Origin of the sequence: Ottowia caeni (genome assembly GCF_050821495.1) — a bacterium.
Lineage (GTDB): Bacteria > Pseudomonadota > Gammaproteobacteria > Burkholderiales > Burkholderiaceae_C > Ottowia > Ottowia caeni.
Genome location: NZ_CP151080.1, coordinates 1,051,182 through 1,064,629 on the forward strand (window position 1 = coordinate 1,051,182; position 13,448 = coordinate 1,064,629).

The following is a 13,448-nucleotide window of genomic DNA, read 5'->3' on the forward strand; positions in this document are numbered from 1 at the left end:
ATCTAGAGTCATATTTCGTCCCCCGAAAAACCCTAAGAACGTGTTTACGATCTCTGCGCGAGGGCCGTTGTGTTCGAAAGGCTGTGGCTGCAAGCGGTGCGCCGATGCGACGAAAACCGCAGGGATACCTCGTGGTATCGCGAGGAGTTTCAACGCGGCAGACGCGGCTTTTGCGGGCGCAGTGCAACTGGCGCAAAGGACCCGCGAGGAGATCGTAAGCACGTTCTAAAAGTGCATTGGCCCCTCGGCTTGGCTTGTGCCGGCTATATTCATCTCAAGAAACACAATCATCTAAACGGAGACACTGGAATGACCGAAGCCTATGTTTTTGACGCCATTCGCACGCCGCGTGGCAAAGGCAAGAGAGATGGCAGCCTGCACGAAGTCAAGCCCATTGACCTGCTGGCGGGCACGCTGGAATCGCTGCGGCACAGAAACAATCTGGACACTGCCGCGGTGGACGATGTGGTCATGGGTGTGGTTTCGCCCCATGGCGAGCAGGGGTCGGTCATCGCCAAGGTCGCGGCGCTCAAGGCCGGCTGGGATTGGCGTTGTGCGGGAGTGCAGCTCAACCGCTTTTGCGCATCGGGGCTGGAAGCCGTGAACATGGCAGCGCAAAAGGTACGCTCAGGTTGGGAAGATTTGGTGGTGGCCGGTGGCGTAGAGAGCATGAGCCGCGTGCCCATAGGTTCAGATGGCGGAGCCTGGGCGCAAGACCCGCAAACCAATGCCGAGACTGATTTCGTGCCGCAAGGTGTCGGCGCTGATCTCATCGCCACGCTGTCCGGCTTCACGCGTGAAGCCGTCGATAGCTTCGCCGTTGAATCGCAGCGCCGGGCAGCCCGCGCGCGTGAAGCTGGCTACTTCTCGGGCTCGCTGGTGCCAGTGACCGACATGCTCGGCCAGACCATCCTCGCACACGACGAATTCATCAAGCCACATTCCACTGTTGAAAGCCTGGGAGCGCTCAAACCCTCTTTCGAGCAGCTGGGTGCCATGGGTTTCGATGAAGTCGCCATCAGCCGCTACCCGGAAGTGGAGCGCATCATCCACGTGCACCATGCGGGCAACTCCAGTGGCATCGTCGACGGCGCGGCCGCTGTGCTCATTGGCAACGAAGCGGCCGCCAGGACGCATGGCTTCAAGCCGCGCGCGCGCATTGTCGCCACGGCGCTTTCAGGGGCAGACCCCACCATCATGCTCACTGGCCCCATGCCTGCCACGCGCAAGGCGCTGGCCAAGGCAGGCCTGAAAATTGAAGACATCGATCTTTTCGAAGTGAACGAAGCCTTCGCAGCCGTCCCCATGAAATTCATGCAGGAGTTTGGCGTGCCACACGAGAAGGTGAATGTGAATGGCGGAGCCATCGCCATGGGCCACCCACTGGGAGCGACCGGCGCCATGATTCTCGGCACGCTCATTGACGAGTTGCACCGTCGGCAACTGCGCTACGGCCTGGCCACACTCTGCGTTGGCGGCGGCATGGGTATTGCCACCATCGTCGAGCGAGTTTGACATGAAGTGCCTGGACTGCTCCACGGCCGCCTGACCCGCTAACAACCATTCGATCATGAACACTATCCGTACCGAAAACCAGAACGGCATCGTCATTGTCACTTTCGATGCGCCTGATTCCCCAGTGAACACCATGGGCGAAGTGTGGCAGGCCGACATGGATGCCCTCGCTGCGCAACTGGCGGCTGAAAAAGACAGCATCCGAGGCATCGTGCTTATGTCGGCCAAGAAAACATTCTTTGCCGGTGCCGACCTGAAAGGCGTCATGCGCATGGACATGGAAGAGGCGCCGCGGCGCTTTTTCACCGAAATCGAGCGCATCAAGCGCAACTTCCGCACCATCGAAACCCTGGGTAAACCCATCGTCACCTGCCTCAATGGCGCAGCGCTGGGAGGCGGTTGGGAGGTCGCGTTGCTCGGCCATTACCGCATCGCAGTTGATGACCCCAAGATTCAGCTCGGCCTGCCGGAAGTGAGTATTGGCCTGCTTCCCGGTGGCGGCGGCATTACCAAAATGACTCGTCTGCTGGGTCTGATGGCAGCGCAACCGTACCTGCTGGAGAGCAAGCTGTTCAACTCCGCCGAGGCACACCGGCTCGGGCTGGTGCATGAGCTGGTTGGCAGTGCTGATCAACTCTTGAATCAGGCCAAGGCCTGGATCGAATCGGTGCAAGCTCAACCCGAGGCCGCGCAGCACCTCTGGGAGCGCAAGAACTATCGCATGCCAGGCGGCGCACCCACAGATCCCAAGATTGCTGCTGCGCTCCCGGTGGTGCCGGCCTTGCTTAAGCAAAAGACACGCGGACTCTACCCCGCACCGCAGGCCACACTCTCCGCCATGGTCGAAGGTGCCATGGTGGACTTCGACACCGCGATGCGCATAGAAAGCCGCTACCTCGCCAGCCTGCTCGCGAGCCCGGTCACGAAGAACATGATCAACACGTTCTTCTTCAACCTCAACGCTATCAAGAGCGGGCAAGCTCGTCCAAAAGACATTCCGAAGTACAAGCCGCAGAAGGTGGGCATTCTGGGGGCAGGCATGATGGGCGCCGGCATCGCCTGGGCACAGGCCAGCCGTGGCATTGCCACCGTGCTCAAAGATGTGTCGATTGAGAAGGCCGAGCAGGGCAAGGCGTATTCCCAGAAGCTGGCGGACAAGCGGGTCGCGAAAGGCCGCATGAGCGAAGATGCGCGGCAGGCGCTGCTCGATCGCATCACGCCCACAGGGCAAGCGACGGATCTTAAAGGCTGCGACCTCATCATAGAGGCGGTGTTCGAGCAGCGTGATCTCAAGGCCAAGGTTATCCGGGAAGCAGAGGCAGTGCTGGCGGAGAATGGTTTTTTTGCCGCCGGGCCGCCCCAAGGCGAAAAAAGCCCCCTTGGGGGGCAGCGGACCTCGCAGAGCGGGGAAGCGTGGGGGCCACTATTCTTCGCAAGCAACACCAGCACGCTGCCCATCAGCGGTTTGGCCCAGGCCAGCCAGCGGCCCGAGAAGTTCATTGGCATCCACTTCTTCAGCCCCGTCGACAAAATGCAACTGGTCGAGATTATTCGCGGCCAGAAAACCGACGATGAAACCGTGGCGCGTGCTTATGACTACGTGCTTGCACTGGGCAAATTGCCGATCGTAGTCAACGACTCAAGAGGCTTTTACACAAGTCGAACGTTTGGCACCTACATCATGGAGGGTGCGGCCATGCTGGGTGAGGGTATTCCTGCGGCGGCGATCGAGAACGTCGCCATTCAGGCCGGCATGCCTGTCGGGCCACTCGCGGTCATGGATGAAACAGCGCTGTCGCTGTCGGTGCACGTGCTGGATCAAACCCGGGCTGACTTTGCCGCCGAGGGCAAGCGCTATGAGGCGACCTCAGGTGAATTGCTAGTCGAGCGCATGGTCAAGGAGCTGAATCGTCCGGGCCGTGCCGGGGGAGGTGGCTTCTACGAATATCCGCAGGCTGGAAAGAAGCACCTGTGGTCGCAACTGAAGAACCTGTTCGAGAAGCCTCGCACGACTTGGAGCGCCCAGGAGATCAAGGATCGCCTGCTTTACCGTCAGTCGGTGGAGACCGCCCGCTGTTTGGCCGAAGGTGTGTTGACCAGCGTGCATGAGGCCAACGTAGGAAGCATTTTCGGTATCGGCTTTCCGGGATGGTCTGGCGGTGCCATGCAATTCATCTACGGGCAGGGCGTTGAGGCGTTCGAGAAGCGCTGCGCGGAGTTGGCCGAACGGCACGGAGACGGATTCCGGCTGAGTGATGAAGTGAAGGAGGCCATCCGGCGTTTTGAGCCGCGCTGGTAAGGAGGCATTGCAGCTGATAACTTGAAGTTAGTAGGCAACGCGGGCTTGGTGCCTTCATTTGCGAATCAAAGTCCACGCTCAGTCATGGGGCGGCCGGCGCAGCAAAGCCTTCCGAGAAAGTGCATCGTGTGTAGATTCCTATGCCCTTTGTGATAGTGGGTTCGGTGTGAGGGCAAGGAGGTCTGACCAGATGCATTCAGCCTCCTTGCAAGTGTCATGTTGTTGGCCTCAGGCGTTGGTAGAAGGCTCCCCAGGCGAGGCCAAGCAAGGCTGCGACCAGCGAGCCCGCCAGCACCCCGAGCTTGGCGGCACCCAGTAGTGCTTCGCTCTCAAACGCCAGCATGGCAATGAAAATGGACATGGTGAATCCCACGCCAGCCAGCAGACCGATCAGCAACACACTGCCCCACGACACACCGGGTGGCAGCTGGCACCAGCCCAAGCGCACCATCAGCCAGCTAATGCCGACGATGCCCAGGGGCTTGCCCAGCACCAGAGCCAAGGCGATGCCCATCATCACCCATTGAGGCCCGGCGGCGGACAGGTCGATACCATCGATGCTCACGCCCGCGTTGGCCAGTGCAAAGATGGGCATGATCCCGAAGGCGACCCAGGGGTGCAGGGCCGTCTGAACACGCACCACAGGCGGCAGCAGCTCGCGCTGTGCCAGCCGCAGTTGCTTGATCGACATGTTCAGGTGGTGTGCGTCCTTCTCGTCGTCGTGGTCGCGCAACTTCTGGGCCGCGTACTCGACCATGTCCAGCGGGCGCTCTCGTGTGGGCCGTGACAGCACAGGTGTCAGCATGCCGAGCACTACACCAGCCAGTGTGGGGTGCGCACCGGTCATGAGTAAGCCGATCCAGACGATCCCGCCGGGCAGGACATATGCAAAGGCTGAGCCAATCCCCATGCGCTGAAAGCTCAGCACCACCAGGATGCCCATGGCCGCAACAAGAAAGCCCGACAGATCGAGCCCGCCCGAATAAAACAGCGCGATGATCAGCACAGCGATGATGTCGTCGATGATTGCCAGTGCCAGCAAAAAGACACGCACATTGGAAGGAATGCCTCGTCCTAACAAAGCGAGAACACCGACCGCGAAAGCAATGTCGGTGGCGGTGGGTACGGCCCATCCTCGAAGGCGCGAGGGCTCCGTGTTCAAGGCCACATAGATCAATGCGGGAACGACCACGCCTCCCAAGGCTGCCATGATCGGCAGACTGGCCTGGCGCATGTTGCTCAAGGCTCCCTCATGGATCTCGCGGCGTATCTCCATGCCGACGACCAGGAAAAATATGGTCATCAGGCCATCGTTGATGATGAAGTGCAGCGACTGGGAGAAGGTCAGGTCGCCGATGCCAAACGTGACGGGCAGATGCCAGAGCGCATGGTAGCTGTCGGTGAAGCTTGAATTGGCCCAGATCAAAGCTACGGCGGCTGCAATGAGCAGCACAACACCGCTGGCGGCTTCGATGTGCAGGAATCGTTCGAGTGTGGCGAAAGCGCGTTCAGCCAAAAGTTGAGCGCGTGGCAGATCTTGCCGCGGGGTGTTGCGGTTCATGGTCGTGAAAACTCCGCGTGGCGGCCCGACCATCGCATGAACCTGTCTCGCCACGACATGTGGCTAACACCCGTTGCGTATTCTACAGAACGATGATTGCTCAAGGCGAGTTCAAGGGAAAGTGTTCTGGTTTGCCCGGTAATCTGTGGGGTACTCCGCCGTTGAATGACGTGCGCTGAGCACCACACCCTGGCCCGGCGCGCTACTATCTCCTCAAACACAAACAGACGGAGACCAGCTTATGCAGACTACCCTTGACGTGCAGGGTCTGGCCGTGACCATAGAAGGCAGCGGTCTCACTGTGGTCATGTTGCATGGCTGGCCCGATTCTCCAGCGCTGTGGGACGGCTGCGTCGCTGCTCTGCGGGACGGTTACCGTTGTGTACGAATTCCTTTGCCTGGCTTCGACCTCTCCAGGCCACCGCGCCCGGTGTCTGTGAATCAGATGTGTGAGCTGGTGGGTGCGGTAGTAGATGCCGTGAGCCCGAACGAGCCTGTCACGCTTGTGCTACACGATTGGGGCTGCTTCTTCGGCTATGAATATGCTGCACGAAATCCACACCGGGTAGCGCGGGTGGTCGGCGTGGACATTGGCGACACCAATTCGGGTGCCTACCTCAGGTCGCTGAAGCTAAAGGAAAAAGCCCTGATCGCGGGCTACCAGCTCTGGCTCGCGTTGGCCTGGAAGCTGGGCTCCTGGCTGCCAAAGTTGGCCAACCGCATGACACGCTTCATGGCGCGCTCCATTGGTTGCAGTAATGCGCCCGAGCTCATCGGCTGGCAGATGAACTACCCGTATGCGATGCAGTGGTTTGGCGCATATGGGGGCTTGCGCGGCGTGGCTCGGGTCGACAAACTGATGGGCCCGGTCATCCCAACGCTGTTTTTCTTCGGTCAGCGCAAGCCCTTCATGTTTCACTCTGCTCGCTGGCTGGAGTCGCTGGCCGCATCGCCTGGCTGCGCCGTGCACGGCATGGATGCGGGGCATTGGATAATGCGTCAGAAGCCGGGTCAGTTCCATGCCATTTTGCGAGCATGGCTCGACCAGCACACTTCGGCATAAACCTGGAACCGTTTCAGTTCAGTAGCCTGTTGCATCAAGCGTATGACATGAAACCCGAAGATCTGGAGCGTTTGGTCGCATTGAAAATGCCGTTCGGCAAGTACCAGGGAAGGCTGATCGCAGACTTGCCCGGAAACTACCTGACCTGGTTTGCGCGCGAGGGATTCCCACCGGGCGAGATTGGCCGCCTTCTGGAACTCATGCACGAGATCGACCACAACGGCTTGCGCGACCTCCTCAGGCCGCTGCGGTCGCCGCGCTGAGCCTTGGCCGCAACACCGGATACTCAAAGATAGATGCTATCTTTGTAGGGGCGGCTTTAGCCGCGAAGTGCCTCTCGTATCTAAAGCCGCGTCAAGAGCGAAGGGGATTGCATGCTTGGTTGAACTGCATTGTTCTCAACCGAGCTTCAGTGCATCGAGTACCCGTGCCGCAGCGTAAGCGTCATTCGCGGCATAAATCAGCTGGGATTCGCTCAAGCGTGGGTTGGCCCAGTTTGAGGTGGCGGCCTTCTTTGATTTCATGAAGCGCTGGTTGAAGACAACTGCCACGGCGCCTTTGACGCCAATATCCTTACGGTAGCCGAGCTTTCGGTACACGGAATTGAGTTCGAGCACACTGGCGGGTTCTACCCCCAGCTTGGAGACGATGCGGCTGATATCGTCGCCCAGGCCGAAGCCGGCCTTGGTGTGAGCTGCTTCAGCCAGCAGGCCAGCCACCAGATCCCGGCAGGTTGGATCCGACAGCTGGAACACCCAGGCATGCCGGAGTGTGGCCAGTTGCACGATGTGTGGCCCGTCGGACAACTGGTCCTTGAAGAAGGTGGGTTTGGACTCCGTATCAAAACCCCAGGCCGCATGATCGCGCAGGGCGGCGCAGGCTTCTACCGCTTGCGCGCCGCTGTTAACCAGGGTGATGTGCTCAAGGCCCAGCCGGCCAAATTCGGGCAGCAGCGCGATCTCGTCTTTGGTGGGGGTGAGGTGTTTTGGGGGCATGAACTAGGAAGATGGCTCGCGTTCCGGGGCGGGATCGATAATGGGCTCATTGTGCAACGCGCTGCGCTGCCTCACCGCGGATTCCATGACCTACTCTCTCAAACTCTACGTGCCCGACGATACCGCGCCCGAGCAACGCCGGGCAGCCGAGCAGTTGTTTCGGCGGGCGCTTGAAGCCGCGCTCGGCGACGCCGCCCTGGTGCCCCCCGTCTATGCGGCCTACCAGCGCATCGTGGCCCAACACGGCGAGACGCCCGACCCCGAAGCCCTCACCACTGAAGAACGCATGGTGCTGGAGCACTGGCAATTGGCCGAGAGTGCTGCGCTTGAGGCCGTGTTCGGCGCACACCGTCACCTTGATGAAGGCGGCTACGAGATCGGCTTGCAGACATAATCAGCGCCCTCTCGCGCGACCCCTCAGAAAATCGCGTCAGGGCTCACAGGTGTCACCATTGGGCAGGTGAATCACTGAGCCGGAAATGGCTTTGTTGTACTGAAGGTAGCGCTGGGTTCGCTGCCTGGTGTTGGCGGTGATCGCTTCGATTTTGGTTGCCCATGTACTCGCGTTGCCGTCTTTGAAGACGCTGTAGATGCAGCGCATGGCCCTCGATCCCAGATCGGTTGCTCGATTGAGCGCCGTTTTATCGTCCAATGGTGTCGTCAGCATTAGCTGCAGGGCTCTGCCGGCCTGAAGCAATGCTTTTTTCTGTGGCTCGCTGATCGCTTGTTCGGCAATGAAAGCATCGATGTCGTCTCGCACACCATTTCCATTGGTGTCCGTGCCAACCACGCTAGTACTTTGGTCAAACCGCGGAACTTGACCGGAGTTTTCCAACTCGGCTATTTTGAAAGCTGCTTCGCGTATGACGCTGTCAGGATCGCCGCAGCCGGCCAAGATAGACGTTGAAAGCAGCAATAGGGCGCCGAGGAATCGTGAGCGGATAGGAGAATATGTCATGCAATTGACTAGTGGTAACGCGAATGCCAGTTGATTCGTAAGGATCAAGACTCCGACGCCTGATCCAGCGCCACGTCCAACATGGTCTTGAGCCTTCCTCGCGCAGCACGCGCGGGATCAAGGTAGGTCTTGACCAGTGTGTGACCGCTTGGGTCTTCAAGCTTGGAGACAGGCTGGGTAAGCCTCCTCAGGGGAAGTGGCGCCGATCTGCACTAACCCACGAAAAACACATGAGTAGGGCGTTGTGTGAGCCGGCTGAGCGAACATGAGTGCAGCCCAAACAGCCCTCGCTGCACGAAGGAGACTTGAACCGGAGGCCTTGAATGTGTGCAGGTTGGGATTCGAAAAAAGTAATATTATAGTATTACAAAATTACCCCCTGTTGCACTGACTCTTTGGCGGTTCATGTGTGTGGCCTATCAGCGCATCGTTGCCCGCCATGGGGAGACGGCAGCCATGAGGTGGCTTCTGGGTATCGAGGCGATAATCAAAGCATTGCGCAATGCTCCGCTCGGCGCACCGTGCCAAATTTTTGCTTTCCAGGCTTCGTAGGTTGGTGCTGAGCGCAGCGAAGCCCAACAGGCAACGTATCCTCAGAACGCGTTTGCGATCTCCGCGCGAGGAGATCGTAAACACGTTCTAAGTGCACCCGATTGTTGGGTTTCGCTGCGCTCTACCCAACCTACCGTGCAGCCGGCCCAAGTTGAAAGAATTTCCCCATGCGAAAAATATACCTACTGCGGCCTGAAGGCAAAAACCCTGACCGCGTTCTCGAGGCTGTCAAACACGACATCCGCAAATACATCAAGCGCGAGCGTCGTCGCGATCTGCCCGAAGGCGCGAGCTTCTGGGATTTTGATTGCCGCTTCGGCGCAGACAAGGAAAGTGCACAGACAGTGCACCCGGCCGAGTTGATCAACCAGCTTGACGCGCTGGTAGCCGCAGGTGGCGAGCAGTGTTATGTGGAGTTGCTGGCCAAGCCCGGTGTGCGGCAGCGGCGCCCGGTGGGTGAGGGCGCCAGCGCCGAGGAACCCACTTCCGAAACCGACGCGTCTGACGACTGAGCCTAGATTGGTTCTAGGCTGAGATCACTGAATTAGTCGAGCTTCAGGCCCGCTTCCTGAATCACCGTCTTCCAGATCGAGCCATCCTTGCGGATGCGCTCGGCGAACTGTTCCGGCCCGAGATCCATGAGCTCGTATCCGAGAGTGCGGTAACGGTCTTGCATCATCGGCGTGGCCAAGGCTTCACGCATATCGGCGCTGATCTTCTCTTTGACCGCCTTCGGCGTGCCGGGAGGCGCAAACAGACCCACCCAGGCGCTGCTCTCGAAGCCCTTGGTCACAGGCGACTCATCGGTCGATGGAGCGTCAGGATAAATGCTGGAGCGCTTGGAAGCGCCGAGCCCAATGAACTTGAGCTTGCCAGCCTTTTCCATGGGGCCGGCGCTCGCGGCGCTTCCTAAAGCCCAATCTACCTCCTTGTTAGAGACACCTGCGTAGAGTTGTGACATTTCCTTGTAAGGCACATGTGTCATCTTGATCTTGGTCTGTGACTCCAGCCTCAAAGCGCCCAGGTGGCCGGGGGAGCCCACGAACCAGGAGCCATAAGTGAGGTGACCAGGCTTGGCCTTGGCTGCAGCGACGATGTCGGCCAAGCTGTTGAAAGGGCTGTCCTTCGCGACGACCACGTAGAAGTCGGTGAGCAGTATCGGGCGGATGGGCTCGAAGTCCTTTTGCGCGTTATAGGGCAGCTTGTTGAAAGTGTGGGGGTGCGTGGTGATGTGGCTGCTGTCCAGTCCGATCAATTCGTGGCCGTCGGGCTGCGCCTGCTTGAAGGGCGCCGTGGCCACGAAGCCGTTGCCACCTGGTTTGTTGTCGATGATGACAGGCTGGCCCCATTTCCGGCTCAGCAGATCACCCAACGCCCGCATCGCCGCGTCGGGACCGCTGCCGGCCGAGAAGGGAGTGACGATCTTTACAGGTTTGGTCGGGAAATTCGGTGTTTGCGCTTGTGCGCCGCCCAAGCAGAGCAGGGTGGTGGCGATGAACACCGAGGTGGCACGAAAGGCACGAGTCATGGTTGTCTCCGGATCTGAGTGGGATTGGTGTAGTTGGGGCTTGTGAACAATGCAGTTCGCTGAAGTGTGAAGACCTCATCCCTTGTAGGAGCGGCTTTAGCCGCGAAAGGCCGCTCGCGGCTAAAGCCGCTCCTACAAGGTGAGCAAAGGCCACTAGGCAAACAGCATGGTGTTTTTTTGTATTCAGTGATGTGGTTCAGGCGGTGCCTCAGGATCACCTGCTGTCAGGTACTCCCACATGCGCTCGAAAATCAAGCCTGCAGAAGTGGCGCGCTGGCTGCATTCGACTTCGCTTAGAACGACGGATTCCTGCTCCAGCCCGGCGGAGAGAACTTCCAGCTCCAGCTTGGCCGCGTCTTCCAGATACCAGGTGAGCACGACGGCTTGCATCAGCGAATCGGCCGCCACCACCGCGCCGTTGCCTCGCATCACCAGCGCATGGCGCCCACCCAGTTGATCGGCCAGCGCGCTCGCGGCCTCGTCGCTGCGAACCAGTTGCGGGTTGTCCCACAGCGATATGCCCGCGCCAAAGTAGCTTCCAAAACCGTGGCGGGGCTTGGGTACGCGGCGCGCGGTGCCCAGTGTCATCACATGGCGGGGCATGGTGCGGGCTATGGACTGCACCTCTGGCCTGCGCCGGTAGATCTGCTGATGAATGCGCACTTCGCCCAGTACGCCGTCTGGCAAAGCGCCTTCCATGTTCACTATCACCCCTGACTCTCCGGGAGCAATGAGGCCCATCGGTCGAGCCGCACATACCAGGAAGCTATCAGCATCCAGCCGGACGCTGCAGTGGCCATAGGCGTGGGCCAGGCCATGCCTACCCAACGCCCGCGCAGCCATTCTCAGTTGGCGCTGCAGATCATCCAGCGCTTGCGTGGTCAGCTCGCTCATCAGACTTTGAATTCCGGAATGTCGGGCTTGCTGCCCCACATGCAAAATGAAGTGTCGGCCATGGGGAACTGGCGCGGCTGGTAGCTAGGCTCCTGTTCGGGCGTGATTAGGCGCACCCCGCTGGAAAACTCATACACCATGCCGTCCGGCCCCTCGAAGTACAGGAACATGGCGCCTGAGGTTGGGTGCCGGCCAGGTCCGAACACAATCCGCACACCTGCCCTTTGAAGGCGGTACCACGCACGCATGATGTCGTCGATCGATTCAACCTGGTGGTTGATATGCTGCACGCCCACGCGTTGCGAGGGAAACAGGGCGACCTTGTGATGCACTTCGTCAATGCGCAGCAGTGGAGCAGCGCCGATCCGGTCGCTCACCTTGGCGCCGAGCGTTTGCGTCCAGAACGCTTCGTCTCGTGAGGGGTTGGCGCTGCACAGGCCGATATGGCTGAAGCCGGTGATGCCGCCATCCCGCGAGGGCCAGTGGCGCTGACCGCTGTGGTGGGGCTGTACCACCAGGTCTATCGAGCTTCCGTTACGGTCACGGAAATTGATGAAAGATCCCACGGCGCGGCGTGCGCACTCGTCGGCTGTTCCGGCGTGCACGGCAATGTCGGCAGCGTCCAGCGCAGCGGCCGCCGCTTGAAGCTCCTCCTTGCTGCGCAACTCAAAGCCCACAGTGTGATCACTGGGGTCGCCTTCAAAGTAGACCAGCGTGTGGTCCCGGTCATCGGAGCGGAAATAGGCAGCTTTGCCTTCTCTTCGGCCCAGCTCCAGCCCCACGATGTCGCGTGCATAGCGCGTGGCCGCCTCCACATCTGGCGTGCCCAGGCGCACGTATCGGATGTCCCAAAGGTTGATCAAGTCAGGTCTCCTGCGCGAAATCGCGGTGTTCGTTGGGAATCGAATTTAGGCTAAGCTTTGAGATAGATCAAATGAAAATATAGTGCGGCAGTTATTCGCCAAAATAATGACAAGAAATGCTCAGCAAATCCCGCCCCCTCACTCGTCAGCTTGACTTGAACCTCCTGGAGTTGTTCGACACGGTCTGGCGCACGCGCAACCTCACCGCGGCGGGCGAACGGCTGGCTTTGTCTCAACCGGCGGTCAGTCATGGTTTGGCCAAACTGCGGCGAGCCTATGGAGATGCCCTGTTCGTGCGGATGCAGAGGGGGTGGAGCCCACGCCCTTTGCCGAAACCATAGCTCCCACCGTGGCTGAGGCGCTGCGGGTGGTGCGCTCCACGCTGGCCAAGCCCAGCTTCGAGGCGGCCAGCACCCGGCGACACTTCCGAATCGCCATGAGCGACATCGGCGAGCGCTTCTTCATGCCGCGCTTGTGGCTGCGGCTTGCGCAAGACGCGCCTGGTGTCACCTGCGAATGTCTGTCACCAGGGCTCGATGAGCTTCAGCATGGCTTGGCCAACGGCGAGATCGATCTGGCGGTGGGGTTCTTTCCTGGCCTGGGCGCGCAGGTGCTCCATGAGACTTTGTTTCAAGAGCAGTTTGTCTATCTGGCCCGGCAGGGCCACCCGCTGCTGGCTAGCGGTGGCGACACCAAAGAGCTCATACGCACGCCCCATGTGCTGGCCAGCCCACCCGGAACGAGCCATTTGACTGCGGTGGAACGCGTGCTCATGCGCCGTGATGTGCGTGCGCCCGTGGCACTGCGCGTGCGCAGCTTCCTGTGCATCGGCCCTATCGTGGCAGAAACCGACCTCGTGTCCCCGGTGCCCAACAATTTGGCCGAACTGATTGCAGACCATCTGCCGCTGCATTTGATCAAACCGCCGATCAAGTTCCCCTCATTCGATCTGAAAATGTACTGGCACCGGCGCTTCGACGATGATCCGGCCCTCGCCTGGCTGCGCCAGCTCATGGTGCAGCTGTTCGGAGCCGCTTAGCCTGGAAAAGGTTCTAGTGTCCTGAGTTGTAAGTTCGTTGAAGAAAAAATCTGCCGAAATCGGTGTCAGGCAAGGAACAAAACGCAGTGATACCGAGTGGTATCGCGAGGCTTTGTGACGCAGCATGGCGGCGATTGTCGGTGGATTTGTTCAACGAATTTGCAATTCAGGACACTAGCCC

14 protein-coding genes are annotated in these 13,448 nt (G+C 59.8%); 8 read left to right on the forward strand and 6 right to left on the reverse strand.

Annotation, left to right across the window (positions count from 1 at the left end; translation table 11 throughout):
- Positions 1 to 309 precede the first annotated feature (309 nt).
- Complete coding sequence (locus AAAK34_RS05020; RefSeq protein WP_231693776.1) at positions 310 to 1,515, forward strand: acetyl-CoA C-acetyltransferase; 1,206 nt, start codon at positions 310 to 312, stop codon at positions 1,513 to 1,515.
- A gap of 55 nt (positions 1,516 to 1,570) precedes the next feature.
- A complete protein-coding gene (locus AAAK34_RS05025) occupies positions 1,571 to 3,814 on the forward strand; it encodes a 3-hydroxyacyl-CoA dehydrogenase NAD-binding domain-containing protein (RefSeq protein WP_231693775.1) in 2,244 nt (747 codons plus the stop codon).
- Positions 3,815 to 4,028: 214 nt separating this feature from the next.
- On the opposite strand, the gene nhaA is transcribed toward AAAK34_RS05025, so the two are convergent.
- On the reverse strand, positions 4,029 to 5,375 hold the full coding sequence (nhaA, locus tag AAAK34_RS05030) for a Na+/H+ antiporter NhaA (protein ID WP_231693774.1): 1,347 nt from the start codon (positions 5,373 to 5,375) through the stop codon (positions 4,029 to 4,031).
- Positions 5,376 to 5,616: 241 nt separating this feature from the next.
- Between nhaA and AAAK34_RS05035 the strand changes: the two genes are divergently transcribed.
- Both AAAK34_RS05035 and AAAK34_RS05040 read left to right on the forward strand, forming a co-directional pair.
- Positions 5,617 to 6,438 (forward strand): alpha/beta fold hydrolase, encoded by an 822-nt coding sequence (locus AAAK34_RS05035; protein WP_231693773.1) that lies wholly within the window; start codon positions 5,617 to 5,619, stop codon positions 6,436 to 6,438.
- Between the two features lie 47 nt (positions 6,439 to 6,485).
- Positions 6,486 to 6,701 carry a DUF3820 family protein gene (locus AAAK34_RS05040; protein ID WP_231693772.1) on the forward strand — a complete coding sequence of 72 codons (216 nt, stop codon included), beginning with the start codon at positions 6,486 to 6,488 and terminating at the stop codon, positions 6,699 to 6,701.
- Positions 6,702 to 6,836: 135 nt separating this feature from the next.
- On the opposite strand, the gene AAAK34_RS05045 is transcribed toward AAAK34_RS05040, so the two are convergent.
- Positions 6,837 to 7,433 carry a 3'-5' exonuclease domain-containing protein 2 gene (locus AAAK34_RS05045; RefSeq protein ID WP_231693771.1) on the reverse strand — a complete coding sequence of 199 codons (597 nt, stop codon included), beginning with the start codon at positions 7,431 to 7,433 and terminating at the stop codon, positions 6,837 to 6,839.
- An 85-nt stretch (positions 7,434 to 7,518) separates the two neighbouring features.
- On the opposite strand from AAAK34_RS05045, the gene AAAK34_RS05050 reads away from it, so the two are divergent.
- The gene (locus AAAK34_RS05050; RefSeq protein ID WP_231693770.1) at positions 7,519 to 7,827 is read left to right on the forward strand and encodes a hypothetical protein; all 309 of its coding nucleotides are present in this window, start codon (positions 7,519 to 7,521) and stop codon (positions 7,825 to 7,827) included.
- Positions 7,828 to 7,863: 36 nt separating this feature from the next.
- Here AAAK34_RS05050 and AAAK34_RS05055 read toward each other — a convergent pair whose 3' ends face one another.
- Positions 7,864 to 8,391: a hypothetical protein gene (locus AAAK34_RS05055; RefSeq protein ID WP_431777807.1), complete on the reverse strand. Its 528-nt coding sequence runs from the start codon at positions 8,389 to 8,391 to the stop codon at positions 7,864 to 7,866.
- 719 nt (positions 8,392 to 9,110) lie between these two features.
- Here AAAK34_RS05055 and AAAK34_RS05060 point away from each other — a divergent pair.
- Positions 9,111 to 9,455, forward strand: a complete 345-nt coding sequence (locus AAAK34_RS05060) for a DUF6172 family protein (RefSeq protein WP_231693768.1) — start codon at positions 9,111 to 9,113, stop codon at positions 9,453 to 9,455.
- A 32-nt stretch (positions 9,456 to 9,487) separates the two neighbouring features.
- On the opposite strand, the gene AAAK34_RS05065 is transcribed toward AAAK34_RS05060, so the two are convergent.
- From AAAK34_RS05065 to AAAK34_RS05075, 3 genes are all read right to left on the reverse strand, one after another.
- Positions 9,488 to 10,471 (reverse strand): tripartite tricarboxylate transporter substrate binding protein, encoded by a 984-nt coding sequence (locus AAAK34_RS05065; protein ID WP_231693767.1) that lies wholly within the window; start codon positions 10,469 to 10,471, stop codon positions 9,488 to 9,490.
- A 183-nt stretch (positions 10,472 to 10,654) separates the two neighbouring features.
- A complete protein-coding gene (locus AAAK34_RS05070) occupies positions 10,655 to 11,365 on the reverse strand; it encodes a class II aldolase/adducin family protein (RefSeq protein WP_231693766.1) in 711 nt (236 codons plus the stop codon).
- Entirely contained in the window at positions 11,365 to 12,228 is an 864-nt protein-coding gene (locus AAAK34_RS05075) for a VOC family protein (protein ID WP_231693765.1), read from the reverse strand. Before AAAK34_RS05075 ends, AAAK34_RS05070 begins: the two co-directional genes overlap by 1 nt.
- 116 nt (positions 12,229 to 12,344) lie before the next feature.
- On the opposite strand from AAAK34_RS05075, the gene AAAK34_RS05080 reads away from it, so the two are divergent.
- Positions 12,345 to 12,569 carry a helix-turn-helix domain-containing protein gene (locus AAAK34_RS05080; protein WP_431777808.1) on the forward strand — a complete coding sequence of 75 codons (225 nt, stop codon included), beginning with the start codon at positions 12,345 to 12,347 and terminating at the stop codon, positions 12,567 to 12,569.
- Complete coding sequence (locus AAAK34_RS05085) at positions 12,539 to 13,267, forward strand: LysR substrate-binding domain-containing protein (protein ID WP_431777809.1); 729 nt, start codon at positions 12,539 to 12,541, stop codon at positions 13,265 to 13,267. Before AAAK34_RS05080 ends, AAAK34_RS05085 begins: the two co-directional genes overlap by 31 nt.
- Positions 13,268 to 13,448 lie beyond the last annotated feature (181 nt).